25 protein-coding genes are annotated in these 23,884 nt (G+C 60.6%); 13 read left to right on the forward strand and 12 right to left on the reverse strand.

The annotated features are described in order from the left end of the window. Nucleotides 1-52: 52 nt before the first annotated feature. The gene (gene ppk2 / locus FTO60_RS12900) at nucleotides 53-901 is read left to right on the forward strand and encodes a polyphosphate kinase 2 (RefSeq protein WP_148056340.1); all 849 of its coding nucleotides are present in this window, start codon (nucleotides 53-55) and stop codon (nucleotides 899-901) included. Here the strand turns inward: ppk2 and FTO60_RS12905 are convergent. From FTO60_RS12905 to FTO60_RS12915, 3 genes are all read right to left on the reverse strand, one after another. Next, nucleotides 898-2,253 carry a hypothetical protein gene (locus FTO60_RS12905; protein ID WP_254696808.1) on the reverse strand — a complete coding sequence of 452 codons (1,356 nt, stop codon included), beginning with the start codon at nucleotides 2,251-2,253 and terminating at the stop codon, nucleotides 898-900. The genes ppk2 and FTO60_RS12905 overlap by 4 nt on opposite strands. 74 nt (nucleotides 2,254-2,327) lie before the next feature. Continuing rightward, a complete protein-coding gene (locus FTO60_RS12910; RefSeq protein ID WP_172623897.1) occupies nucleotides 2,328-2,573 on the reverse strand; it encodes a DUF6455 family protein in 246 nt (81 codons plus the stop codon). Between the two features lie 153 nt (nucleotides 2,574-2,726). Next, nucleotides 2,727-3,086, reverse strand: a complete 360-nt coding sequence (locus FTO60_RS12915) for a diacylglycerol kinase (protein ID WP_148056343.1) — start codon at nucleotides 3,084-3,086, stop codon at nucleotides 2,727-2,729. A gap of 102 nt (nucleotides 3,087-3,188) precedes the next feature. Between FTO60_RS12915 and FTO60_RS12920 the strand changes: the two genes are divergently transcribed. Beyond that, nucleotides 3,189-3,845 carry a hemolysin III family protein gene (locus FTO60_RS12920; RefSeq protein ID WP_148056344.1) on the forward strand — a complete coding sequence of 219 codons (657 nt, stop codon included), beginning with the start codon at nucleotides 3,189-3,191 and terminating at the stop codon, nucleotides 3,843-3,845. Nucleotides 3,846-3,981: 136 nt separating this feature from the next. Then, nucleotides 3,982-4,269, forward strand: coding sequence for a hypothetical protein (locus FTO60_RS12925; RefSeq protein ID WP_148056345.1), 288 nt, complete (start codon nucleotides 3,982-3,984; stop codon nucleotides 4,267-4,269). Nucleotides 4,270-4,524: 255 nt separating this feature from the next. On the opposite strand, the gene FTO60_RS12930 is transcribed toward FTO60_RS12925, so the two are convergent. Continuing rightward, nucleotides 4,525-5,250 carry a M48 family metallopeptidase gene (locus tag FTO60_RS12930; RefSeq protein WP_254696809.1) on the reverse strand — a complete coding sequence of 242 codons (726 nt, stop codon included), beginning with the start codon at nucleotides 5,248-5,250 and terminating at the stop codon, nucleotides 4,525-4,527. Between the two features lie 120 nt (nucleotides 5,251-5,370). Here FTO60_RS12930 and FTO60_RS12935 point away from each other — a divergent pair, with 120 nt between their 5' ends. The 5 genes from FTO60_RS12935 to FTO60_RS12955 all read left to right on the forward strand — a co-directional run bounded on the left by FTO60_RS12935 (nucleotide 5,371) and on the right by FTO60_RS12955 (nucleotide 8,960). Beyond that, nucleotides 5,371-5,613 (forward strand): hypothetical protein, encoded by a 243-nt coding sequence (locus tag FTO60_RS12935; protein ID WP_148056347.1) that lies wholly within the window; start codon nucleotides 5,371-5,373, stop codon nucleotides 5,611-5,613. 61 nt (nucleotides 5,614-5,674) lie between these two features. Next, entirely contained in the window at nucleotides 5,675-6,184 is a 510-nt protein-coding gene (locus FTO60_RS12940) for a hydrolase (RefSeq protein WP_148056348.1), read from the forward strand. A gap of 98 nt (nucleotides 6,185-6,282) precedes the next feature. Further along, complete coding sequence (locus FTO60_RS12945; protein WP_148056349.1) at nucleotides 6,283-7,383, forward strand: class II histone deacetylase; 1,101 nt, start codon at nucleotides 6,283-6,285, stop codon at nucleotides 7,381-7,383. Nucleotides 7,384-7,695: 312 nt separating this feature from the next. Beyond that, the gene (locus FTO60_RS12950) at nucleotides 7,696-8,274 is read left to right on the forward strand and encodes a nitroreductase (protein WP_148056350.1); all 579 of its coding nucleotides are present in this window, start codon (nucleotides 7,696-7,698) and stop codon (nucleotides 8,272-8,274) included. Next, complete coding sequence (locus tag FTO60_RS12955; RefSeq protein WP_148056351.1) at nucleotides 8,271-8,960, forward strand: EI24 domain-containing protein; 690 nt, start codon at nucleotides 8,271-8,273, stop codon at nucleotides 8,958-8,960. Before FTO60_RS12950 ends, FTO60_RS12955 begins: the two co-directional genes overlap by 4 nt. Here FTO60_RS12955 and FTO60_RS12960 read toward each other — a convergent pair. Continuing rightward, nucleotides 8,947-9,234, reverse strand: coding sequence for a DUF1467 family protein (locus FTO60_RS12960; RefSeq protein ID WP_148057156.1), 288 nt, complete (start codon nucleotides 9,232-9,234; stop codon nucleotides 8,947-8,949). The two genes, FTO60_RS12955 and FTO60_RS12960, sit on opposite strands and share 14 nt — an antisense overlap. Before the next feature lie 78 nt (nucleotides 9,235-9,312). After that, nucleotides 9,313-9,717, reverse strand: a complete 405-nt coding sequence (gene mce, locus FTO60_RS12965; protein ID WP_148056352.1) for a methylmalonyl-CoA epimerase — start codon at nucleotides 9,715-9,717, stop codon at nucleotides 9,313-9,315. Nucleotides 9,718-9,865: 148 nt separating this feature from the next. On the opposite strand from mce, the gene FTO60_RS12970 reads away from it, so the two are divergent. Beyond that, nucleotides 9,866-10,579 (forward strand): response regulator, encoded by a 714-nt coding sequence (locus FTO60_RS12970; RefSeq protein WP_148056353.1) that lies wholly within the window; start codon nucleotides 9,866-9,868, stop codon nucleotides 10,577-10,579. Between the two features lie 174 nt (nucleotides 10,580-10,753). Further along, nucleotides 10,754-10,936, forward strand: a complete 183-nt coding sequence (locus tag FTO60_RS12975) for a Flp family type IVb pilin (protein WP_148056354.1) — start codon at nucleotides 10,754-10,756, stop codon at nucleotides 10,934-10,936. A 2-nt stretch (nucleotides 10,937-10,938) separates the two neighbouring features. Here FTO60_RS12975 and FTO60_RS12980 read toward each other — a convergent pair whose 3' ends face one another. Together FTO60_RS12980 and FTO60_RS12985 are read right to left on the reverse strand one after the other, a co-directional pair. Next, the gene (locus FTO60_RS12980; RefSeq protein ID WP_148056355.1) at nucleotides 10,939-12,162 is read right to left on the reverse strand and encodes a DUF1501 domain-containing protein; all 1,224 of its coding nucleotides are present in this window, start codon (nucleotides 12,160-12,162) and stop codon (nucleotides 10,939-10,941) included. 3 nt (nucleotides 12,163-12,165) lie between these two features. After that, nucleotides 12,166-13,602 (reverse strand): DUF1800 family protein, encoded by a 1,437-nt coding sequence (locus FTO60_RS12985; RefSeq protein ID WP_368074251.1) that lies wholly within the window; start codon nucleotides 13,600-13,602, stop codon nucleotides 12,166-12,168. 144 nt (nucleotides 13,603-13,746) lie between these two features. On the opposite strand from FTO60_RS12985, the gene FTO60_RS12990 reads away from it, so the two are divergent. Further along, on the forward strand, nucleotides 13,747-14,352 hold the full coding sequence (locus tag FTO60_RS12990) for a L,D-transpeptidase (protein WP_148056356.1): 606 nt from the start codon (nucleotides 13,747-13,749) through the stop codon (nucleotides 14,350-14,352). Here the strand turns inward: FTO60_RS12990 and aspS are convergent, their stop codons facing one another. Next, on the reverse strand, nucleotides 14,353-16,206 hold the full coding sequence (gene aspS, locus FTO60_RS12995; RefSeq protein ID WP_148056357.1) for an aspartate--tRNA ligase: 1,854 nt from the start codon (nucleotides 16,204-16,206) through the stop codon (nucleotides 14,353-14,355). A gap of 226 nt (nucleotides 16,207-16,432) precedes the next feature. Here aspS and carB point away from each other — a divergent pair, with 226 nt between their 5' ends. Continuing rightward, the gene (carB, locus tag FTO60_RS13000; RefSeq protein WP_148056358.1) at nucleotides 16,433-19,762 is read left to right on the forward strand and encodes a carbamoyl-phosphate synthase large subunit; all 3,330 of its coding nucleotides are present in this window, start codon (nucleotides 16,433-16,435) and stop codon (nucleotides 19,760-19,762) included. A 358-nt stretch (nucleotides 19,763-20,120) separates the two neighbouring features. On the opposite strand, the gene FTO60_RS13005 is transcribed toward carB, so the two are convergent. Beyond that, nucleotides 20,121-21,035, reverse strand: a complete 915-nt coding sequence (locus tag FTO60_RS13005; RefSeq protein ID WP_148056359.1) for a glycerophosphodiester phosphodiesterase family protein — start codon at nucleotides 21,033-21,035, stop codon at nucleotides 20,121-20,123. A gap of 482 nt (nucleotides 21,036-21,517) precedes the next feature. Then, nucleotides 21,518-21,940 (reverse strand): BrnA antitoxin family protein, encoded by a 423-nt coding sequence (locus FTO60_RS13010; protein ID WP_197738498.1) that lies wholly within the window; start codon nucleotides 21,938-21,940, stop codon nucleotides 21,518-21,520. Between the two features lie 171 nt (nucleotides 21,941-22,111). Here FTO60_RS13010 and FTO60_RS13015 point away from each other — a divergent pair, with 171 nt between their 5' ends. Next, nucleotides 22,112-23,224, forward strand: coding sequence for a beta-ketoacyl-ACP synthase III (locus FTO60_RS13015; protein WP_148056360.1), 1,113 nt, complete (start codon nucleotides 22,112-22,114; stop codon nucleotides 23,222-23,224). 86 nt (nucleotides 23,225-23,310) lie between these two features. Here FTO60_RS13015 and FTO60_RS13020 read toward each other — a convergent pair whose 3' ends face one another. Continuing rightward, the gene (locus FTO60_RS13020) at nucleotides 23,311-23,763 is read right to left on the reverse strand and encodes a hypothetical protein (protein ID WP_148056361.1); all 453 of its coding nucleotides are present in this window, start codon (nucleotides 23,761-23,763) and stop codon (nucleotides 23,311-23,313) included. Between the last annotated feature and the right edge of the window lie 121 nt (nucleotides 23,764-23,884).

A 23,884-nucleotide genomic window follows, 5' to 3' on the forward strand; every position in this document is an offset into this window, starting at 1 on the left:
CGCTGTGCGGCGGTTTCTGCTAGGCTGATGCAAACAAAACGAGAGGGACTTCATGACAACTGCTGTAGCCAAATCACCCGCCATCAAACGTCCGACACTGCCTGCCAAGCTTGCCCGCCGCCCCTACGAGGCGGAGAAGGCGCAGCTTCAGGCTGAACTCCTCAAGGTGCAAATCTGGGCGCAGGAAACCGGCCAGAAATTTGTGCTGCTGTTTGAAGGGCGCGATGCGGCTGGCAAGGGCGGCACGATCAAACGCTTTACCGAACACCTGAACCCGCGCGCGGCCCGTGTCGTGGCCCTGAACAAACCCAGCGACGAAGAGCGCGGCCAGTGGTATTTCCAACGCTATATCGAACACCTGCCCACGGCGGGCGAAATGGTGCTTTATGACCGTTCCTGGTATAATCGCGCGGGCGTGGAACGGGTCATGGGCTTCTGCAAACCCGAAGAATATCTGGAATTCATGCGCCAGACGCCGGAATTTGAACGGATGCTTACGCGCTCGGGCATCCGCATGTATAAATACTGGTTTTCCGTCACCCAAAGCGAACAAAAGCGCCGCTTTGACAGCCGCGAGACCGACCCGCTGAAACAGTGGAAACTGTCGCCCATTGATAAGGCCTCCCTGAACAAATGGGGCGACTATACCGAGGCCAAAGAGGCGATGTTCTTTTACACCGACACGGCCGATGCGCCCTGGACGGTGGTGAAATCCAACGACAAGAAACGCGCGCGGCTCAACTGTATGCGCCACTTCCTGTCAACGCTCGACTATCCCGGCAAAGACCCCGACATTGCCCGCGCACCTGATCCGGCCATCGTCGGACCAGCCGCCAAGGTGATCCACAACGCCGACCACATCCTCGGCACCGCACTGCACCCCGATACACGGCGCACCTAGATGCGGCTGGCCCCCTCGGCCTCTTGCGCAATAGCGTCGATGTCGACCTCATCGGCGGTTGCCTTGCCCTCTTTGATGCGGGGCGCGGGGCGGTGCCATTGTGCCAGATACTGGCCGATGTCGCGATAAAATCCCGGCACGATCAATTCGAGGTCGGTGATGAAATTTGCCTGCTGCGTCAGACGCGCGCCAAGCCGTTTCGCGTGAAATAAGTGAAACGCGCGCACTTGCAGGTTTTCTTTGCCCACTTCGCACTGGTCCGGATCATCGCGCAGTTGCGCAACGGTAAACTGTGTGTCCTCGCTGCGGCCGGGCCACAAAAGACGGACGTGCAAATCGGAAATATCGTCATGTTTGATCTGGCGTAGCAGCCAGTTGACCCGTGCTTTGGACGATTTCTTGTCTTCGGGCGCCTGCAAAGTCATGCCCACATCAACCGTGCGCCGAACCATATCCGCAACCACCTCAAGGGGGGCTGCGGCATCGACGATATCGAAGCTGGCAATCAACTGATTACGCTCGCGCAGCACGTCAGCTTCGGCCTTTTCGCGTTCGGTGCGATCCTTGGCATGAGATCGGCTGAGTTTCTCGGTGACAGCGGTGCCAGTCAGACGCGAGAGGATCAAAGACAGGTCTTTGGTCTCCTGATGCCACGCGCCCAAGACAGCATTCGCATCGGCTGATCGTTGCGGAATGCGCCCACCCGCCGAAACCAGCTTGTTCAACTCGCCCCATTCGGGCGGCATCCGGTCAAACCCCTTCACGCCCGCGCTTTCATGCGACAGGAAGCGGCGCAATTCGTTCAGCAACAGCTGCTGGTCATCGTCGGCCACGCCTTCGCTACTCAGCAAAAGATCCGCCGCCGTCAGGATCGACATCCACGACCAGTGAAACACCGGGATCTTTGATCGGCTTTTGCGAATTTCGTCGTCGGGATGGTTCTGCGGATTGGTCGCGAACTGGTTGGAAATAGTGATGACACAATCAATTCCGTTGTCCTTGGCAAGGGCGCGATAGCGTTCCACCTGTTCGGCCTGGATCGGCGCATTCCCAACCTTTGCCTCGACCAGGGCGCGCCATTCGCGCGCACCACTGCGCAATACGATCAACCCATCGGGGCGCTCCTTGATGGTCTGCCGCTGCTGTTGAAAGACAACTTCGGTAAAGGTGTCGATGGTGCTGCGCACCCCGCACCGCTGCCCGATCCCACCCAACAGGGCCGCGCTGAATTCATGGACCTGCGCCAGACAGGCAAGCACAATCGACGTCGTGCGCCCTTCCTTGGATGTGGTCGACAGAACGGGGAACAGCCGCGCCGCCTCCCCCTGTTTCAGGTAGTTCGGCAACGTCATGACAATCCCCCCTTACGGTCGCGTCCGCATTAAGCATTGGGATCGTTGTAAAATCAACCTAGAGGTGCGAGCCTTCAAGCACGACTCAACCCGTCAAACACATCGGCATTGCGGCAGTAGACGGGTGTGTGGGCGGCTGTTTCGGTCTGGTCAAGCCAGGCCGCGCAACCTTGGGCGTTGTCGCAGCCGCGGCAGCGCGTTACGGCGTCTGCATAGCTGCGCGCGCTCAGCCGACCCTCGCGCAGGGCCTCGCCAAGGTCCACACCGACGGTCTTGGACATTCTCATCATCAGCCAGAAATGCGCGCGTGTATCACCCATAGGTCGCATCGGATTCTCCTTGTTTGCCGCATGGGTCTAGGGGCAAACGGCCCGCATATCCTTGAGGCAGATCAAACTGCGACCGCAACGGACCATCTGACAAGAAAACTGATCCTGATCTCCGCCCTGTTGCGGGGCGTGGCCCATCAGCCCCTAACCCGCCAGCCCGATCAGGATCACCACCCAGGCGACACCAACAGCCACGGCCGTCACCGCCACGGCGGCACTGCCACAATCCTTGGCGTGGCGCGCCGCGTCGCGGATTTCGGTGGAAATATCATCAACCACCCGTTCAATAGCCGTATTCAAACATTCCGCCGCCAGAACCATCACGCCCCCCATCAGCAAAAGCGCCGTTTCCGCAGTGCTGAGCGGCAGCGCGATCGCCAGCCCGCCCGAGATCACATTGGCGACAAGCCACTGCATCAGGCTGCCTTCGGTGCGATACACATGGACAAATCCGGCCCAGGACCAAATGGCCCGTTGCTTGATCCGGCGTAACTGATTCAACATTTTGTGTCCCTTTCCGCATGTGTCGGCGAATGTGCGCGCGATAATGTGCGTAACGCAAGGGAATGGTTTACCGGTTTGTGAAACACTCTCTAATCTATGAATATGAAAAACCCGCACGCCTTTCCTGTTCTTGCCCGCTCTGAACGCATCGTGGACGGAGTGGTGCATGGCATTGGCGTGCTTCTGGCGATCACGGGCGCGGTGCTGTTGATCGTCTTTGCAGCGCTTGGGGCCAGCGGGGCGGGGATGATTGCCGCACTATCGGTTTACGCCGCCGCGCTGATCGCAACCTTTACCGCTTCGGCCTGTTATCACCTGATTCCCTGGCAAAAGGGGCGTGCCATGCTGCGCCGGATTGACCACGCGGCGATCTATTTGAAAATCGCGGGCACCTATACACCGCTGGTCGTGCTGATCGGCAGCGGTTTTGCCTATGCCGTGCTGGGTGTGGTCTGGGCGCTGGCCGCCATCGGCATGATCGCCAAACTGTTTTTCTGGCGCAGTCCCGGCAGGCTTGGCGCCTGGCTCTACCTTGGCATGGGGTGGCTCAGCATGGCGCTGATCTGGTCGTTGTTCCCGCTGATCCCATTAGGCGCAAGCATCCTGATCGCCGTGGGCGGGCTGCTGTATTCATCGGGCGTGATCTTTTACAGCTGGCAAAACCTGCGTTTTCAAACCGCAATCTGGCATGGATTCGTGTTGGTCGCCTCGGCCTGTTTCTTTGCTGCAATTTACTGGGGTGCGCTGGTCCTGACCTAGGGGTCAGGATTTCCACACCTGACAAGGCGCACCGAAAAACCTATCCTCAAATCATCGCAACACCACCGTTGGTCAATTACCGGCCAACACCAGTAAACGACAGATTTAAATAGGAAATTTCGTTATGGATCAATTCATGACACTGCTCCCGGCTGGCCTGCTGAATATGATCGGGGTCTTTGGGTTTTCACTTTACGTGATGAACTACAGCCTGCTGACACTGCACAAGCTGACCAGCCATTCGGCCCTTTACTTTGCGATCAACTTGTTGGCCGCACTCTGTGTGCTGATCAGCATGCTGGCCTCGTTCAACCTTGCCTCGGCACTGATCCAGTCATTCTGGATCGTCATTTCCCTAATTGCCATCGGCGTGCGCCTGCGCCGCACAGTGGAACAGGGCGAGCCACAGGCCGAACTGGTCTAACAACCGAACATCCAACGCCCGCAACGATGACCATATTGCGCGACACGCGCCGTGCATCGGCAGACCGCGGGTTGGCGATAGGAGGTTGATGGATGGCACTTTATGGCAGCCAAGCACGTCCTGCCCCAAAGCGTCTCACCTCCATCACCGAAATCGCCAGCCCTTGGGGCGGTCTGACGATGCACGGCGGCTGCGCCTTGATTCCGTGCAGAATGAACTGCTTGCACCAAAGGATGAATACACTCCCGCCCCGGCCTAAAGCCCCGCAACGGTCCGGCGCACGACCTCGAACCGTTCTGCGTTGGGCGGATGCGTGCCAAGGAAACGATCCCCCGGATCGGGAATGCGAAAAAAGAATTCAGCCCCGCGTAACGGATCATATCCGGCGCGGGCCGCAATACGGGTGCCAAGAACATCTGCCTCAAGCTCGAAATCCTTGGAATAGGTGCGTGCGCCGACCTGCGCGCCCAATTCCTGCGCCACGCGCACGGCTTCGTCGCCGCCTCCGGTCACACCCGCCAACTGCCCAAAGACAAGCGCACCAACAGTGGCATTCTGGCGCTGGCGATCCAAATGACCGGCGATATGATGGGCGGCCTCGTGGGCCAAAACAAACGCCAGCTCATCGACATTCTGCGCATCGGCAATCAGCGCCAGCGTGAACGCAATAATCGGACGGCCCTGTTCGTCGACGGTCTGAAAGGCGTTGGGCGGCATATCGGGGCGATCATCGATGACAATGCGGAAATCGCAATTCAGGCGCGGCGCCTGGCGACGGCAAATCTGTTCGGCAACAGGTTCGACAGTTTCCACGACCTGCACAAAATTGCGCGCCGAGATGCGGCCATCACGGGTCTGGGTGATGGGGGGCGGCGCAGGTTTTGGTGCGACAGCGGGCGCATCGTCAACCGCGACAACTTCGCAGGCCGCAAGGCCCAGCGCAAACAACGCGGCCATCATCACATTACTACGGTATCGCACGACGATCCAAACCTCCGGCTTTGCATCGAATTTAGCAGCTTTTCCCCCGCTCGCCAGACCCGATCACGCAGTTGCGACCGACAGGCTTGCATCCGCCCATGATCCCGCTAGCCTAACCCCATGTTTACGATCGAGCACGACTTTGACGCCACAGTGATCACGCTGGTCGATGATGGCAGGGCGCCATTGCGCGATGATGTCACAATCAACGCCTTTGACGATTGCATTACCCTTGAACAGATCGACCAGCGCACGGACATGCCTGTGCGCATCACCCTGTCGTTCGCGCAGGCCCGCGATCTTGCCGCCGCGCTGAACCTGCCCGAGGGGGCCTATACACTGCGCGACCCTGCCAAGGATTGATACCGCGCAAGGCGCTGCCCCTGCCCTCCTGCTAGAATAGACGGATCAGGAGGACACGCACATGCAAACCAACCAGCTCCCGTTTTATGATGACAGCGTGAATGAAACCGGCTGTTGCCCGCGGTTTGACCCGCTGCCTTGGGACGATCAGGACCTGCACTTTGCCAGCAAACCCTTCACCCGCGCCACGACCCGCAGTTTTTTCCATATTCCCCTGAATATGGGCCGCGTATTTTCGCGGGTTCTGGACAAGGTCGAAAAATCCGGCGGCTATGACAACAGCGATTTTGTGGTCCTCAGCCGCGATCTGTCGCCCTGGCGCGCCGAGCACCTGTTCGCGACCCCCAAACCACTGGCGGGCGAAGAACAGGTAACCCTGAGCGGCGATTTCGTGACCAAAGCCTATGAGGGGCCATATTCGCAGATGGGCCAGTGGTTCAAGGACATGCAAGCCCTCGCCGCCATGCAGGGCACCAAGGACGCCGAGGTCTACTTTTTCTACCCCACCTGCCCCAAATGCGCCAAAGCCTACGGCGCGAACCACGTGATCGGCTTTGCCAAACTGACCTAGGGCGCGCGATGGCTCTGGCTTGATTGCGGGCGCAGGTCATCTTCACACTTGGCACCCCCCGACGCATCGGCAAAGGTAAGGGCCAAGGGGGCACGACCATGACCACAGGTTTCTTTTGGGACGAACGCTGTTTCTGGCATGGCGGCGGCTATTACGCGGGGATGCTGCCCGTCGGCGGATTGGTGCAGCCGATGGCCAGCGGCGGCTTGCCCGAAAGCCCCGAAACCAAACGGCGCTTGAAGAACCTGATCGACGTGACGGGCCTGTCGCGCGATCTGGCGCTGCAAGGCGCACCCATGGCCAGCGATGAAGACCTGTTGCGCGTCCATCCGCAACCCTACCTGAGTGATTTCAAAACCCTCTCAGACGGAACCGGAGGCGAATTGGGTCGCCGCACGCCATTCGGCCCCGGCGGCTACGAGATGGCAGCCATGTCGACCGGCCTGTCGATCGGCGCACTTGATGCGGTGCTGCGCGGCAAGCTCCGCAACGCCTATGCCCTGTCCCGCCCGCCCGGCCACCACTGCCTGCCCGACTATCCCAACGGGTTTTGCCTGTTTGCCAACCTCGCGGTGGCGATCCAGACCGCGCGCGCACACAAACTGACCGCGCGCGTTGCCGTGCTGGATTGGGACGTGCACCACGGCAACGGGACCGAGGCGATATTTTACGAAGACCCCGATATCCTGACGATTTCGATCCATCAGGAACGCAATTACCCGATGGACACCGGCGATTTCGCTGACCGCGGGCGCGGCAAGGGGGTGGGCGCGAACCTGAACATCCCGCTGCCTGCCGGCACCGGGCATCTGGGCTATCTGCGCGCGATGGACCAGATCGTGCTACCCGCGATCCGCGCCCACGCACCCGACGTGATCGTGATCGCCTGCGGCTATGACGCCGCCGCAATTGACCCGCTGGGCCGGATGCTTGCCACGGCGCAGACCTTTGCGACGATGACCGCGCAGATCCGCGATCTGGCTGATGACATCTGCGAGGGCCGGTTGATGATGGCCCACGAAGGCGGCTACTCCGAAGTCTACGTCCCCTTTTGCGGCCACGCCGTTCTGGCCGAAATGTCACGCAGCCCCGTGACCGCCCCCGATCCCTTTGGCGATGTGTTCGACCTGCGCCAACCCGGCCCCGCATTCGATGCGTTTCTGAATGGGGTGATCCGCGACATGGCCGAGGCTGTTTGACTGGCTGATGTGCGGGACTTTGCCGCCGCTACCAGTCACCCACCCCGGCGCGCCTGCGCCAAGCCCGACCTCCCCCACGGGAGGGCTTTCATACAACAAATGCGACGCGTGAAATCTTGGCTGGTTTGCGAAACAACGGTCGCGCCTTGTCTCAAGACCCTCCCAAGGTCGGGCTTGGCGCATGCCCGCCTGTTTCAATCCATTTGATCATCGTCCGATTCCCGCAACATGATCCATACGCCTGAACCTTGCGCCCCCTAGAACCTGCGCGCACTTACGCTTATGTCGGGGCAAACCAGACCGGAGCGCCCAATGCCAACTGCAAACCCTGCCGCCCTCGATTTTCTGCTCACACGGCGCTCGCGCCCGGCAAAGACGCTGACAGGCCCCGTGCCTGACCGCGCGGGGCTGGATACCCTGCTGACAGCCGCCGCACGCACACCCGATCACGGCAAACTGGAACCCTGGCGCTTTATCGTGCTGTCGGGGGCCGCCCTGCCCCGGCTTGCCGCGCTTGTAACAACCCGCGCCGCCGCGCTCGATATCGACGCCGATCAAATCCCCAAGGCCCGCGCCGCCTTTGCCGATGCGCAACTGGTCGTGGCAGTGATCAGCGCGCCGGTGATCTCGGCCAAGGTGCCAGATATCGAACAGACCTACTCGGCCGGGGCCGTTTGCCTGTCGCTGCTCAATGCAGCGCTGGCCGCGGGATGGGGCGCGAACTGGCTGTCGGGCTGGGCCTCCCATGACCGGACCTTTGTTGAAACGGGGCTCGGCCTTGCGCCACATGAAACGGTCGCCGGGTTCATCCATATCGGCACGGAAACGACAGCCCCGCCGGAACGGCCACGCCCCGACATCACCGCCAAAACCACATGGATCGACACATGATCTTTCAGGACATCTCCAAGGCCATCGCACAGTTTTCCGATGCGCGCTTCCGGCGTGTGTTGCTTTTGGGGGTCGGGCTGACACTGGCACTTTTCGCGGTCAGCGGCTTTGGCGTCTGGCAGTTGCTGAACTGGATCGACATCGAAAACGTGTCCTGGCCGTTCTTTGGTGAAATCGCCTGGCTGTCCTATGTGCTGGGCGTGATCATGGCCGCGCTCAGCCTGTTTCTCTGGGTGTTCCTGATGATCCCGGTCGCCTCTGCGATCACCTCGGTGTTTCTTGACGACGTTGCGCAGGCGGTCGAGGACAAACACTTTCCCCATCTGCCCGCACCGCCGAAAATGCCGCTCTCGGTGGCGGTCAAAGACACGCTGGGCTTTCTTGGGGTGCTGATCGGGGCCAATATTCTGGCACTGATGCTTTATATCATGCTGCCCTTTGCCGCGCCGTTCATCTTTTATGCGCTGAACGGCTTTCTGCTGGGGCGGGAATACTTCACGCTGGCGGCAACCCGGCGCGAAGGGCGCGCGGGCGCACGGGCGCTACGGAGCCGTTTTGCCAATGAAATCTGGATTGCGGGGTGCCTCATGGCGATCCCGCTGACGATCCCCGTGCTCAATCTGTTCGTGCCAATACTGGGTGCTGCGACTTTCACGCATATGTATCACCGTCTCAGTCAACGCTGACCTCGGGCGTTGCCATCCGGTTGAACCAGTCCAGATCGCGCACCGTGATCGCGCCTGACAGGATCACCCCGGCGATCACCGCCCAGATGCAAAACGCCCAAATGGTGGTGATCCTGGCCTTGCGGCGCAATTGCGGATCTGCGGGCGCGCTTGAATGGGTGCCGGGCACGACCTCGCCCGCTTCGCCCTGCGTGGTCATCCGCAACGGCAGCACGACAAAGAAGACCATGAACCACACGACCGCGAATAAAACGAGTGCCGATGTAATGCCCATCTGCGCCTTTCTGCGGACCACGCCGCTTTTTCTTCCAAAATAACGTCCGCCAGAGGCTCCGCCCCTGACATCACGCGCCTAGACCTGTTCTAGCTCGATCAGGCAACCATTAAAGTCCTTGGGATGCAAAAACAGCACCGGCTTGCCGTGTGCGCCGATCTTGGGCGCGCCGCTGCCCAGCACCCGCGCACCGGTTTCCGTCAGGCGATCGCGTGCCGCGATGATATCATCGACCTCATAGCAGATATGGTGAATCCCGCCTGCGGGGTTCTTGTCCAGAAATCCCTGGATGGGGCTGGCATCCCCCAAGGGATAAAGCAGCTCGATCTTGGTATTGGGCAGTTCGATAAAGACGACCGTGACGCCATGATCGGGCTCGTCTTGCGGCGCGCCCACCGTGGCCCCCAACGCCCCGCGATACTGGGCGCAGGCCGCCTCAAGGTCGGGCACGGCAATCGCCACATGGTTCAAACGTCCAATCATCGCTCTCTCCTCTCGCAACACCTGCCCTGTCTATGTCGTGGTCGGCGGCGCGACACAAGTGGGCGCGCCAACAGGTCGCGGCGCCGTTAACGCAGGATTCACCATCTGACGCTTAACTGAACACACAACGATCTCTGGAGGGGATGTTATGGACGACCATGATGATTTCATGATGACACGGCCACCCACCGCGCGGCGCCCGCTTTTGGGGCTGACGGTGCTTGTGGTCGAAGACAGCCGCTTTGCCTGTGAAGCAATGCGCCTTTTATGCCTGCGCTCGGGCGCGCGAATCCGCCGCGCCGACAGCCTGCAACATGCACGCCGACACCTGGCGGTCTATCGCCCCGCCGTGGTGATCGTCGATCTGGGCCTGCCCGATGGGTCGGGCGAATCCCTGATCGCCGATCTGGCGATGGGTGTGCCGCGGGTCGATGTAGTGCTTGGCACCAGCGGCGACACGGACGGCAAGGAACGCGCCCTGGCCGCCGGTGCTGACGGCTTCTTTGCCAAACCCGTGGCCTCGCTTGCGCAGTTCCAGCAGGCGATCCTCGCGCATCTGCCCGCTGATCGCCAGCCAAACGCGCCCTGGGTGCTGTCGGATGAATATGTCGCGCCCGATCTGATGGCGTATCGCGATGATCTTGCGCATGTGGCCGATGTGCTGAACGGCGAAGAGGACCGCTCGATTGACTATGTCACGCAATTCCTCTCCGGCGTCGCCCAAAGCGCCAATGACACCGGCCTCGGTGATGCGGTCGGCTCGCTTGCGCGCGCGCGTGAAACCGGTGGCACGACCCGCTCCGAAGTGGCGCGCCTTGCCGCCATCGTGCAAGAGCGGCTGTCCACCAACAGCCCCCTGTAACCCAAAAACACCCCAACCGAAGGATCCGCAACCCTGCAGCACGCGCCCGTAAAACGCCGCTCTCACTGCACAAAGACACCCCAGTCGCGTCCCAAATAGGCCCCATTCATCCCGCACCTTGCCTGAAAGCCGCCACCGCGTTTTCGCCCCGGCAAGCAAGAGGACGAGTATAGAATGGAACGCTTTATCAATCGCTTTTGGGGCGACGAAGACGGCAACGTCACAATCGACTGGATCGTACTGACGGCTGGCATCGTGATGCTTGGCGCAGCTGTCATGCTAGCTGTCGGGCCAACAACCCAGGATCTTGCCACCGGTACAACCGACAAGATCGACCAGATCGAGATGGGCATCTAACCCTATAACATCAGGCGCGGATCGCTCCCCATCTCAAGATCGGGGAACACCGCGCCCGCGAAGGTTTCGGCGGGCAGGCCCGTCGCCGCCCGCATCACCCAGGCCGCATAAGCACGAATGTCGCGCGTGGGCAGCAAATCACGCCCCGCGTAAAGATCGCCCTCGCCCAGACCGGGCCAGTCGCTGATCACCTGCCCGCCCTTCATCGCGCCCCCCGCAAACAACATCGCACCACCCGTGCCGTGATCAGTGCCGCGCGATCCGTTTTCGCGCGCTGTGCGGCCAAATTCGGTCATGCACAGCACCGCCGTTTGCCCCCAGGCCGCGCCCAATCCGGCGCGCAGGGTCAGAATTGTATCGCTAAGGCGCGACAGTGCACGCGCAAGATTGGCGCGCTGGTTGTCATGGGTGTCCCATCCGCTGATCGAAAAGCTGGCGATCCGCGTATCCGCGCGCAGCCGCCCGGCAGCAAATTCCGCCAGTTTCACGTGATCCCCCGACAGGCTCACCCCCTCCATCATCGGGCTGTCGCCCATCATCGTTTCGGTTTGCGCCGCGGCCGCAATCGCGTCGTCGCTGGCCAGTTCCTCGGCGATGGCGATCGCATCGGCGCTGGCCGTTTGAAACAATGGATCGTCATGATGCACGACCTCAAGCAATCGGCGCACCTGCGGCGACAGATTCAAGCGCGCATCCGGCGACCAGCGTGCCGCAGGGGCATCGCCCGACAATACCAGCATTTGTTCACGCCCGATCGCATAGGCCACATCCGCCTCAAGCCCCGGAATTTGCTGCAACAAGCGGTTCAGCCACCCGTCGCGCAACCCGCCACCACTCAGGTCCGGCAACCCGGCTTCCAGAATATCCTGCCCGTCAAAATGGCTGCGCTTGTCGCGATATGGCGTGGACACCGCATGCACCGCGCCCAGTTCCCCCGCCAACCACAGCGGATGCAATGGCGCAAGCGCCGAGTGCAGTGCGAAAAACCCATCCAGATCAATGGCATCGACAGCCTCGCCCACGCCAATATTGGGGCGCAACCCCGCCAATGCGGGATCGCCATAAGGCTGGATCACATCCAGCCCGTCCATCGCCCCGCGCAAGATGATGACAACCAGCCGCGTGTCCCAAGGGGCGGCGGCAAAGGCCACGGGCGTCAGCAACGGACTGGCCGCTGCACAACACCCCAGCGCCGCGCCCGACATCAAAAACCTGCGACGCTCCATGTCCTACCTCCTTTGAAATGCGGCCGACGCCAGCACAAGGCCGACCCCAGCCGCACGATCTTCGGCGGCACCGGCCGCGAAGACCACCGCCGGATCGGCCTCCGGCCCCAGCGCAGTGACCACAAACGCGCGCGGGTCGGGCAGATCGTCGCGCAACCGTTGGGGAATGATCATCGACCATGTTATGCGCCCAGCCATGCCCTGCGGCGTGATCCATGATGGCCCGTCTTCGGGCCACCCGTCCGGGCCAACGGGTTCTTCCCAAGGCTGGCCCATCACCGCCAAATGTCGCCCGAATGCAGCGCGCCCCTCGTTGAACGACATCGCCGCGAGAGCATCCACGTCGATATCAAGCGCCCTGACCGCCGAGGCGACAAACCCAAACGGCGGCTTCACCTTGGCCCTGGTCACGTCCCATGCCGCCGGGTGGCGCAACAGCACCGCGACAACGGCGTCCAGATCGCCACCCGTCTCGGCAAACACCGCCGCTAAATCGTCAACCAGCCCCACAGGCGGATCGTCCGCCACGAAATGCACCGCCAGTTTGCGTCCGATATGGCGCGCCGTATCGGGGTGCATCGCCAGGTCGTCCAGCGCGGTCAGTATATCATCAAGGCGCGGGACATCGCCGCCATAGGTTTTGCCCAAAACCACCTCGGGTCCCGGTTCGGCAATGTTGCGCAAAAATGCAAAGCCGTTCTTGGGGCTATAGGACAGCCCCGTCAGCAATTCCGCCAGTTCACGCACATCTGTCTGCGTGTAACTGGCCCCGACACCCAGCGTGTGCAGTTCCAGCAATTCACGCGCCAGGTTTTCGTTCAGCCCGCGATTGCGGCGCAGCGCAGTGCGACTGTTGGGGCCCATTGACAGATGTTGATCAAGATAGACCAGCATCATCGGATGAGTGGTAACTGCCCGTAATATATCTGAAAATCGCCCCATGACATGCGGGCGGATCGCTTCTTCGACATAGGGTGATACCAGATGACGGGTGACACCTGTGACCGCGCGCACCGTGAAATGGTCCGCCCAGAACCGCGTCAGCCGTTCGCGCATACCATCGCTTGTGGTGGCGGCGCGGGCCAGATGGGCGGCAAATGTCGCCCCCCGCATATCCCGTCCGGCTGCGCGCATGGCACGTTGTTGGTCCAGCACCTCCGCCTCGCGGTCAGTGCCGCGCGCTGCCCGACGCACCTGCGCCAGATCGCGGTAGTCACGCGGTGAAGGATAGGTGTCAGCCCACAACGGTATCACAAAGCGTGCCGCCGCATCATCGGGCCCACGCAACCGCGCCAGCATCGCGTCCTGCGAAACCGGCGGCGCGATACGAGGCGACAGCCCCATGCCAAAACGGATCTCGGCGATGATCGGATCAAACGGCACGCGCGGGTCTCCCTTGTTGGTGCCACTATAGGCATGCTTGGCACGCGCGTCTGGCAAAATTCACGTGATCAGAACAAGTTTGCCGAGTCATGGAAAATTCCGACACCCTTGATCTTAAACAAGAAAATCTGCAAGGTTTCAGGCTTGAACCGGTCTTACCGATTCGAAATTGCATTTGACGAGTGAAACCCGAGGCTGCCAATGCTGACACGACGCCAAACACTCGCGGGTATTGCCGCGTCTTTCGCCACCCTCCCGCCATCACTTGCAACGGCGAGCGCGTCTGGCCGCTCGGATACTTTGCCGCCCGAATATGCGCCCCGTCTGGTGCGTTTGCAGCAGAACCGCGCCGCTGGCGAAATTCACGTCGTGCCCGACCGTCACAGCCTTTACTGGACCCTGCCGGACGGCCAGGCGATCCGCTATCTTGTGGGATTGGCACGCGACGGACTCTACCGCAGCGGCAGCTACACGATCCGGCGCAAGGCCGAATGGCCCCGCTGGACACCCACCCCCGCGATGATCCGGCGCGAACCCGAAATCTATCGCCCCTTTGCCAACGGGATGGCCGGCGGCCCTGATAACCCGTTGGGCGCGCGCGCGCTCTACCTGTTCAACCGCGCGGGGCGCGACACCTACATGCGGATCCACGGCACCAATCAGCCCAGCACCATTTCCCGCGATGTGTCCAACGGGTGCGTGCGGCTGATCAATGCGCAGGTCATCGACCTTTATGATCGGGTGCCGCTGGGAACGCCTGTTTTCCTTTATGGCAGGGGGCTTTTGGCGCCCCTCACCACCGGATAATCAGTCCTCGACGGGGATGGTGCGCAGGTGCAATTCGCGCATTTGCTCGTTTTGCGGCTCGCTTGGGGCATTCATCATCAAATCTTCCGCGCGCTGGTTCATCGGGAACATGATGACTTCGCGAATATTGGCCTCATCCGCCAGCAGCATCACGATCCGGTCGATCCCGGCCGCACAGCCACCGTGGGGCGGCGCGCCGTATTGGAACGCATTAACCATGCCGCCAAAGCGCTTTTCGACCTCAGCCTTGCCATAACCGGCAATTTCAAACGCCTTGAACATGATCTCGGGCTTGTGGTTGCGGATCGCGCCGCTGACCAACTCGTAACCGTTACAGGCAAGGTCATACTGATAGCCCAGAACCTCCAGCGGATCACCTTCCAATGCCGCCATCCCGCCTTGCGGCATCGAAAACGGATTGTGTTCAAAATCGACCTTGCCGGTTTCTTCATCGCGCTCGTAGATCGGGAAATCGACGATCCAGGCAAAGGCAAAGCGGTTCAGGTCAGTCAGGCCCAGCTCGTTGCCGATCTCGGCGCGCGCACGTCCTGCCACCCCTTCAAACGCCTTGGGCTTGCCGCCCAGGAAAAACGCCGCGTCGCCGACATTCAGGCCCAACTGCTGGCGAATGGCCTCGGTTCGCTCGGGTCCGATGTTTTTCGCCAATGGGCCAGCCGCTTCCATGCCGCCCGCAACTTCGCCGGATTTCATCTTGGCCTGGGCCTCTTTCACCGTGATGCCCATTTCTTGCGCCACCGCATCGGCCGTCTTTTCCCGCCAGAAGATATAGCCCATCCCGGGCAGCCCTTCCTTCTGGGCAAAGGCGTTCATGCGGTCACAGAACTTGCGCGACCCGCCGGTTGGGGCCGGAATGGCGCGGATTTCAGTGCCCTCCTGCTCCAGCAGCTTGGCAAAGATCGCAAAACCAGAGCCCCGGAAATGATCCGATACAACCTGCATCTTGATCGGGTTGCGCAGGTCGGGTTTGTCGGTGCCATACCACAGCGCCGCATCCTTGTAGGAAATCTGCTCCCAGGTCTGGTCAACCATGCGCCCACCGCCGAATTCTTCGAACACACCCGCGATAACGGGCTGGATCGTGTCAAACACATCCTGCTGCTCGACAAAGGACATCTCCAGATCAAGCTGGTAGAAATCCGTGGGCGAGCGATCCGCGCGCGGGTCTTCATCACGAAAACACGGCGCGATCTGGAAATACTTGTCAAAGCCGCTGACCATGATCAGTTGCTTGAACTGCTGGGGGGCTTGGGGCAGGGCATAGAACTTGCCCGGATGCAGACGCGACGGCACCAGAAAATCGCGTGCGCCTTCGGGCGAGGACGCGGTGATAATCGGCGTCTGGTATTCCCGAAACCCCTGATCCCACATGCGCTTGCGCATCGATGCCACAACGTCCGAGCGCAGGGTCATATTGGCCTGCATCGCCTCGCGGCGCAGATCAAGGTAGCGGTATTTCAGGCGGGTTTCTTCGGGGTATTCCTGATCGCCAAATACCATCAAGGGCAGTTCCCTGGCCGCGCCCAGCACCTCGATATCGCGAATGAACACTTCAATCTCGCCGGTGGGGATCTTCGCATTCACAAGGCTTTCGTCGCGCGCCATGACATTGCCATCGATGCGGATGCACCACTCGCTGCGGACCTTTTCAATCTCGGCGAACACCGGACTGTCGGGGTCGGCCATCACCTGCGTGATTCCGTAATGGTCGCGCAGGTCGATAAACAGCAGCCCGCCATGATCGCGCACACGATGCACCCAGCCCGACAAACGGACATTTTCGCCAACGTTGGCTTTGGTCAGATCGGCACAGGTATGGCTGCGATAGGCGTGCATGGGGTCGGTCCCTTCGGGGTCGGTGAATTCAGTCGGGCTGATACACCGCGCGCGGGCTTGGAAGTCAAGCGATTAAGGCCCGCCCCGCATTGCCACCACCGTCACACCCCCGCTTCATCTTGGCCAAAAAACTCTCCCCGAAGGGCCGATCCGCCAAGAAGAGCACTTGCACCTGCCCACCCCTTCCCTATAACCCACGACAATTTGCAAATCACAGGGGGCTGCCATGCCAAAACGTACCGACATCCAGTCGATCATGATCATTGGCGCGGGTCCTATCGTGATCGGCCAGGCCTGCGAATTTGACTACTCGGGTGCACAGGCCTGCAAGGCGCTGCGCGAGGAAGGCTACCGCGTCATCCTCGTCAACTCGAACCCGGCGACGATCATGACCGATCCGGGCCTTGCGGATGCCACCTATATCGAACCGATCACCCCCGAGGTCGTGGCCAAGATCATCGAAAAGGAACGCCCCGATGCGCTGCTGCCGACGATGGGCGGACAAACCGGCCTGAATACCGCGCTGGCGCTGGCTGATCTTGGCGTGCTGGAAAAATTCGGCGTCGAAATGATCGGTGCCAAACGCGAAGCCATCGAAATGGCCGAAGACCGCAAGCTGTTCCGCGAAGCGATGGATCGTCTGGGCATTGAAAACCCCAAGGCCACCATCGTCACCGCCCCGAAAAAAGCCAAAGGTTTCGATCTGGACGCCGGCGTCGCCGAGGCGCTTGCCGCACTGGACGATATCGGCCTGCCCGCAATCATCCGCCCCGCCTTTACTCTTGGCGGCACCGGCGGTGGTGTGGCCTACAACCGCGACGATTACGTGCATTTCTGCCGCTCGGGGATGGATGCCAGCCCGATGGGCCAGATTCTGATCGATGAATCCCTGCTTGGCTGGAAAGAATTTGAAATGGAGGTGGTGCGCGACACCGCCGACAACGCCATCATCGTCTGTGCCATCGAAAACGTTGACCCGATGGGCGTGCATACGGGCGACAGCATCACCGTGGCCCCCGCCTTGACGCTGACGGACAAAGAATACCAACTGATGCGCACCCATTCGATCAATGTGCTGCGCGAAATCGGTGTGGAAACCGGCGGGTCCAACGTGCAATGGGCCGTGAACCCCGCCGATGGGCGCATGGTCGTGATCGAAATGAACCCCCGCGTGTCACGGTCTTCGGCCCTGGCAAGCAAGGCCACCGGCTTCCCCATCGCCAAGATCGCCGCCAAGCTGGCCGTGGGTTACACGCTGGACGAGCTGGACAATGACATCACCAAGGTCACACCCGCCAGCTTTGAACCCACCATCGACTATGTCGTCACCAAGATCCCCCGCTTTGCCTTTGAAAAATTCCCCGGCTCCGAACCCTACCTGACCACGGCCATGAAATCCGTGGGCGAGGCAATGGCGATTGGCCGCACGATCCACGAATCCATGCAAAAGGCGCTCGCCTCGATGGAAACCGGCCTGACGGGGTTTGACGATATCGACATCCCCGGCGCGCCCGATGTGGCCGCCGTGACCCGCGAGTTGGCAAAACAAACGCCCGACCGCATCCGCGTCATCGCCCAGGCCATGCGCCACGGATTGTCCGACGACGACATCCACGCCGTCACCAAGTTTGATCCCTGGTTCCTTGCCCGCATCCGCGAGATCGTCGAAACCGAAAGCCGCGTGATCGCGGGTGGTCTGCCCACCGAGGCCGACGGGTTGCGCGATTTGAAAATGATGGGCTTTAGCGACGCCCGCCTTGCCACCCTCACCGGCATGGCCGAAGACACCGTGCGCCACGCCCGCCGCGAGGCAGGCGTCACAGCCGTGTTCAAACGCATCGACACCTGCGCGGCCGAATTCGAGGCGCAGACCCCCTATATGTATTCCACCTACGAACAGCCCATGATGGGCGAGGTCGAATGCGAAGCACGCCCTTCGGACCGGAAAAAAGTCGTCATTCTTGGCGGCGGTCCCAACCGGATCGGCCAAGGGATCGAGTTTGATTATTGCTGCTGTCACGCCTGCTATGCCCTGACCGATCAGGGCTATGAAACCATCATGATCAACTGCAACCCCGAAACCGTGTCGACAGATTACGACACCTCTGATCGGCTTTACTTCGAACCGCTGACCTTTGAACACGTCATGGAAATCCTGCGGGTCGAACAGGACAACGGCACCCTGCACGGCGTGATCGTGCAGTTCGGCGGGCAGACCCCGCTGAAGCTGGCCAACGCGCTGGAACAGGCCGGTATCCCGATCCTTGGCACCTCGCCCGACGCGATTGACCTGGCCGAGGACCGCGAGCGGTTCCAGCAACTCGTGCAACGCCTTGGGCTGAAACAACCCCACAACGGCATCGCCTCGACCGACGCGCAGGCCTTTGAAATCGCAAAGGAAATCGGCTTTCCCCTGGTCATCCGCCCGTCCTATGTTCTGGGGGGCCGCGCGATGGAAATCGTGCGCGACATGGACCACCTCGAACGCTACATCCGCGAGGCCGTTGTCGTGTCTGGCGACAGCCCCGTGCTGCTTGACAGCTATCTCTCCGGCGCGGTCGAAGTCGATGTTGACTGCCTCTCTGATGGCAAAAACACCCATGTCGCCGGCATCATGCAGCACATCGAGGAGGCCGGCGTGCACTCGGGCGATAGCGCCTGCTCGCTGCCGCCCTATTCCCTGTCCGATGCGACAATCGCCGAAATCCGCAAACAGACCGAAGCACTGGCCCTCGCCCTCAACGTGGTCGGGCTGATGAACATCCAGTTCGCGGTCAAGGACGAGGTCGTTTACCTGATCGAGGTCAACCCCCGCGCGTCGCGCACCGTGCCGTTCGTGGCCAAGGCGACCGATAGCGCCATTGCCTCGATCGCCGCGCGCCTCATGGCTGGTGAGCCGCTCACAAACTTCCCGCTGCGCGAACCCTATCCGCACGCCGAAGACCCAATGACGGTCCTCCCGCTGGGCGATGCCTTCACCCTCGCCGACCCGAAAACCCCGTGGTTCTCCGTCAAGGAGGCCGTGCTGCCTTTCGCCCGCTTCCCCGGTGTCGACACGATCCTGGGGCCCGAAATGCGCTCCACCGGCGAGGTCATGGGCTGGGCGCGCAACTTTGGCCGCGCCTTTCTCAAGGCGCAGATGGGCGCGGGCGTGGATCTGCCCACATCCGGCATGGCCTTCCTGTCGATCAAGGACGCCGACAAAGGCCCGCTGATGAGCGAGGCCGCGCAAATCCTCACCGACCTTGGCCTGACGCTGTGTGCCACCCGCGGCACCGCGGCCTGGCTGCACGAACAGGGTTTTGAGGCCGAAGTGGTCAACAAGGTCTACGAGGGCGGCCTGACCGTCGAAGACCGCCTCAAGGACGGCCACATCGCCATCGTCATGAACTCCACCGAAGGCTCCGCCGCGATTGAGGACAGCCGCTCCATCCGCGCCGTCGCCCTGTATGACCGCATCCCGTATTACACCACCGCCGCCGGATCACACGCAGCGGCACTGGCGATGAAAGCACGGGTCGAGGGTGAGGTCGGGGTCAGGGCGTTGCAGGGCTAATACCCGCCCCGCTGTCCACAGACACCACGCAAGCCGGGCACCGTCAGACCGGGGGATGGCGACGCATCGCCGATGACGGCCATCTTATGGCTGCCAAACACATCCCAACCCCACGACCTGCGCCCCCCTGTCAATATCGCCAGCCCTTCGGGCCGGTCTGGCGATGCCCGGCGCCTTTGGCTTCTTTCCGGGCTAAGCGCGCGCCTACGTTGGACAAGCCAATGAGCATCGCTTGATTGTCTGCTTTGCGGGACAAAGCGAGCTTTCGCTGCGGCTGCGCCAACGGCAGCTGTCACGAAACTCTACGGCCAGAGCCGTTAGAATAAGGCATAGTATGTCAATGGGATCTTGTGGCGATTTACCTGTTCAGCAGTTCGAGGACGAGGTCTGGTCTGTCGGTGGATAAGACGAACCCAAGATCAATCGCTTCTGCCCAAGGTCCCGGGTTTGTCTCTTCGGCCAGAGCGAAATCCTCACCCGTATTCCAACCCGAGACACCAATGCGTAGACCCAATTCCGCCACGCGAGCGAGGAATTCAGGGGTGACCACATCGTGATCAACGCCCACCAACTTCAGCGCTGGCCCGATCTGGCCATAGATGTGTTCGAGGTCAGCGAGGTAGTCGTTCGAACGGAAAAGCGCAACGGAGACAGCGATGCCAGTCGCTTCTGATAACTCGCGCAACATGCTTTGATCGGTTCCGGAGTAATAGATCTCGAACAGCAGCGCATTCTCGGTGTCATAGCCGATAAGGGCGGCAGCAAGGCCTTCGACGTCATAGGTCTTGAGACCTAGGAGCACTAGGGTTCGACCGTCGATCAGCTCGAGAGCTTCGTCAAGAGTTGCGACCGGATGCCGCTCGTCGCCCTCTTTGGCATCAATTGCAAGGCGCCTGATCTCGGCGAGCGTGTAATCCCGGACATAGTCCTTCCCACCCCTTTGCTCCCTAGTGGGTCCGCCGGGGGGGCCTTCTGGAAAGACCTGCTCGACATCTGTCATGCGGTTCAGCGTTTGATCGTGCATCAGCACGTAGTGACCGTCTGAGGTCAATTGCGGATTGATGTGGAGCATATCGACGCCAAGGGCAATCCCATGTTCGATCCACGCCAACGTGTTCTCGGGGGCTCCACCCATCATCGCACTACGATGCGCAGAAACGACCTTGGGTTGCCCAATCGCAAAGCGATCTTCGACCGTCACCTGCGCAGCCAGAATCTGGGGAGACGAAAACACCAACAGCGTTGCTGCAGCGATGACCTTAAAGGCAACCATAGTACCCTCCCATTCTCAATTCAGTAGGCCCCTCGCGCAAACCGAGGTACGCGAGTACCCGCTTAGAATATCCACATGGATGCTAAGATCATTGATTGAAGTCAGTTCGTGCTCGGACTTGGCGGCTTGGCCTCGTCACGCGATCAACAATGCATTCACCCAGTCATAGCGCCTCACAGGTCCGGACTGCGCCCGTGTCGTGGTATCTGGCCTAAAACGGTCATTTTGTCACCGATGGCGTTAAGTCCGAATCCTCTCTTTTTCGCGGAGCCACAATCCCTCGGCCAAACCTCGATCGGTTTAAGCAGTTGATTGGAATCCGGACGTTGGTGCAGAGCGCAGCATCCGGGAATCAGGGCCCAAAGCCGACCTTCGCAAATCCGGCCGTGCGCCCCTTACCACCCCTTTGTCACACCTAGCGAACCATCCTCTATCGCCCAAGGCCCCTCGCTCCTTTTCACCACCGCTTATTGCGCCACCACTCACTCCTCCCCCATCATCCGCCGATGACCCGCTTCCGTGTCCCCCCACTCCGGCTTTTTAGAAAACCGCTCCAGCACCCGTTCGGGGCGCAGCACAAAGTCCGTCGTATCAGGCCCCTCGATCAGTTTCGCCAGACGGAAGTGCATGAAGGCCCGCAGCACGCGGTTCATCCGGTGTTGGTATCCCGGCCCCAGCCCCTTGAAGAATTTCACCACATCCGCGTCAAAGCTCGCCGTGACCTTCACGCGCTTGCTGTCGCGGCGGTCATCGTCCTCCCAGATCCCGTGCCATTCCGCCGGAAGGGCGTTAAACTCGCGCGCGTAGTTGTGCAGATCGTATTCAAACATCTTCATCGCATCGACGCCGTAGCGCCAATGCATCCGGTCGTATTTGCTCATCTTCTTGGGTTGGACTTTCAGCATCTTACAACTCCTCGTTTTCGCCCCTCCAACCTGTGCGAAAATGGTTAACGGGCTGCCATACCACCGCCCATACGGTTTCCATACGGTTTCCATAGGCTTTCCATACGCCGCGTCAGCCTTGCAAATCCGGCCCCGCTCTGCCCTTCTGGACGCCACGTAAGGGGGGCCTGAATGCACAGTGTAGCCATCACCGGAACGGGGGTTTTCACGCCCGCGCAGACGATTACAAACGATGAACTGGTCGCGGCGTTCAACGCCCATGCTGATCTGTTCAACGCCCAGAATGCCGATGCGATTGCGGCGGGCGAAATCGACGCAAAGCCCCATTCCTCAAGCGAATTCATCGTTGCGGCCAGTGGCATAGAACAACGCTATGTGCTTGATAAAAAAGGCGTACTAGACCCCACTCGCATGTTCCCCAGGCTGCCTGTCAGGGCTGACGAGGATCCCTCTGTCATGGCTGAAATGGCCGTGGACGCCGCGCGTCAGGCTCTGGGCGGCAAGGATCCCGCCACCGTCGATCTGGTGCTTTGCGCCGCCTCGAACCACGAACGCGCCTACCCTGCGATTGCTGTGGAAATTCAACAGCTTCTGGGCACGTCCGGCTTTGCGTTCGACATGAACGTCGCCTGTTCCAGCGCCACCTTTGGCATCCAGACCGCCGCCGATATGATCCGCGCGGGCAGTATCACATCCGCCCTCATCGTCTGCCCTGAAATCTGTAGCGCGCATCTGGAATGGCGCGACCGCGATTGCCATTTCATCTTTGGCGATGTGGCCACGGCCGTCCTTCTGGAACGCGACGACAACCTGCAAGGCCCTCATTTCAAAGTAAAATCCACCCGCTGCGCCACACAGTTTTCCAATAACATCCGTAACAACGATGGCTACCTGCGCCGCACCCACGACCAGATGGACGACCGGCGCGACATGCAGTTCATGCAAAGCGGGCGCAAGGTGTTCAAGGAAGTCCTGCCGCTGGTCAGCAAACATGTTGCTGCACATATGGCAGACGAAGGTGTGCAAGCCACTGATCTCAAACGTCTTTGGCTACATCAGGCCAACAAGACCATGAACGACTACATCGGCAAAAAGGTGCTGGGCCGCGACCCCGAACCAGGCGAACAACCCAACATCCTGCAAGACTACGCCAACACCAGTTCGGCGGGCAGCATCATCGCCTTCGCCAAACACTCCGACGATCTGGCACCTGGCGACATGGGTCTGATCTGTAGCTTTGGCGCAGGCTATTCCGTGGGATCGGTGATCGTGGAACGGGCCTAGCTGTTCACCCGCAGCACAGCTTCCAACGGCTTCAACGCCCCGAAGCCACATTCAGCGTGTCTGGAATATCCATACCGGACAAGACGTTAAGCGGACTCTTCCTCAAGGTGCAGCTTCATTTCGATCAGCACTTTTTGCAGCGCCGTGGTTTCGCGCAACAGGCGCTTGGCCTCGTTGACGGTGATAATGCCATCCTCGATCGATTGGTTGTATTCCCCCATCAACATCGCGAACCGCTGGCTCAGCATGATCACGTCGGAATTGATGCCACCGGCGGAATTGCCCGTCGTATCGTCATAGCTCATGGTGATTCCGCGCAGCTCGGCAAGGGCAGATGTGACATGCGGATATGACGCGGCGGCTTCGAGGGCGGCAACCGCATCGACGGGCATAAAGCGGTCGGCATGTTCGTCACTGTCGGAATAATAGCGCCCAAGGGTCGCCTTGGATTTACCAGTCAATTCGCACGCAGGCTCGATCCCGACATCCTTCACGAGCGCTTCTGTGTGTTTCTTCAAGTAACTTCCGACACCAGCCATAACCAACCCTCTATTGTCCAAACCCACCGCAGGGGAAAGCGGCGCTTGTTTTCCCATTTCGGGCAAGGCCACTCCCAGTCATTTATATACCTATCCCACCGTTGGGAAGAGTAAGAGTATC

It is taken from the genome of Octadecabacter sp. SW4 (assembly GCF_008065155.1).
Classification (GTDB): domain Bacteria; phylum Pseudomonadota; class Alphaproteobacteria; order Rhodobacterales; family Rhodobacteraceae; genus SW4.

Excerpts from the sequence above, each read along its gene's own strand:
- ppk2 (WP_148056340.1), top strand. The coding sequence starts at position 53 with ATGACAACTGCTGTAGCCAAATCACCCGCCATCAAACGTCCGACACTG.
- FTO60_RS12905 (WP_254696808.1), bottom strand. The coding sequence starts at position 2,253 with ATGACGTTGCCGAACTACCTGAAACAGGGGGAGGCGGCGCGGCTGTTC.
- FTO60_RS12910 (WP_172623897.1), bottom strand. The coding sequence starts at position 2,573 with ATGGGTGATACACGCGCGCATTTCTGGCTGATGATGAGAATGTCCAAG.
- FTO60_RS12915 (WP_148056343.1), bottom strand. The coding sequence starts at position 3,086 with ATGTTGAATCAGTTACGCCGGATCAAGCAACGGGCCATTTGGTCCTGG.
- FTO60_RS12920 (WP_148056344.1), top strand. The coding sequence starts at position 3,189 with ATGAAAAACCCGCACGCCTTTCCTGTTCTTGCCCGCTCTGAACGCATC.
- FTO60_RS12925 (WP_148056345.1), top strand. The coding sequence starts at position 3,982 with ATGACACTGCTCCCGGCTGGCCTGCTGAATATGATCGGGGTCTTTGGG.
- FTO60_RS12935 (WP_148056347.1), top strand. The coding sequence starts at position 5,371 with ATGTTTACGATCGAGCACGACTTTGACGCCACAGTGATCACGCTGGTC.
- FTO60_RS12940 (WP_148056348.1), top strand. The coding sequence starts at position 5,675 with ATGCAAACCAACCAGCTCCCGTTTTATGATGACAGCGTGAATGAAACC.
- FTO60_RS12945 (WP_148056349.1), top strand. The coding sequence starts at position 6,283 with ATGACCACAGGTTTCTTTTGGGACGAACGCTGTTTCTGGCATGGCGGC.
- FTO60_RS12950 (WP_148056350.1), top strand. The coding sequence starts at position 7,696 with ATGCCAACTGCAAACCCTGCCGCCCTCGATTTTCTGCTCACACGGCGC.
- FTO60_RS12955 (WP_148056351.1), top strand. The coding sequence starts at position 8,271 with ATGATCTTTCAGGACATCTCCAAGGCCATCGCACAGTTTTCCGATGCG.
- FTO60_RS12960 (WP_148057156.1), bottom strand. The coding sequence starts at position 9,234 with ATGGGCATTACATCGGCACTCGTTTTATTCGCGGTCGTGTGGTTCATG.
- mce (WP_148056352.1), bottom strand. The coding sequence starts at position 9,717 with ATGATTGGACGTTTGAACCATGTGGCGATTGCCGTGCCCGACCTTGAG.
- FTO60_RS12970 (WP_148056353.1), top strand. The coding sequence starts at position 9,866 with ATGGACGACCATGATGATTTCATGATGACACGGCCACCCACCGCGCGG.
- FTO60_RS12975 (WP_148056354.1), top strand. The coding sequence starts at position 10,754 with ATGGAACGCTTTATCAATCGCTTTTGGGGCGACGAAGACGGCAACGTC.
- FTO60_RS12980 (WP_148056355.1), bottom strand. The coding sequence starts at position 12,162 with ATGGAGCGTCGCAGGTTTTTGATGTCGGGCGCGGCGCTGGGGTGTTGT.
- FTO60_RS12990 (WP_148056356.1), top strand. The coding sequence starts at position 13,747 with ATGCTGACACGACGCCAAACACTCGCGGGTATTGCCGCGTCTTTCGCC.
- aspS (WP_148056357.1), bottom strand. The coding sequence starts at position 16,206 with ATGCACGCCTATCGCAGCCATACCTGTGCCGATCTGACCAAAGCCAAC.
- carB (WP_148056358.1), top strand. The coding sequence starts at position 16,433 with ATGCCAAAACGTACCGACATCCAGTCGATCATGATCATTGGCGCGGGT.
- FTO60_RS13005 (WP_148056359.1), bottom strand. The coding sequence starts at position 21,035 with ATGGTTGCCTTTAAGGTCATCGCTGCAGCAACGCTGTTGGTGTTTTCG.
- FTO60_RS13010 (WP_197738498.1), bottom strand. The coding sequence starts at position 21,940 with ATGCTGAAAGTCCAACCCAAGAAGATGAGCAAATACGACCGGATGCAT.
- FTO60_RS13015 (WP_148056360.1), top strand. The coding sequence starts at position 22,112 with ATGCACAGTGTAGCCATCACCGGAACGGGGGTTTTCACGCCCGCGCAG.
- FTO60_RS13020 (WP_148056361.1), bottom strand. The coding sequence starts at position 23,763 with ATGGCTGGTGTCGGAAGTTACTTGAAGAAACACACAGAAGCGCTCGTG.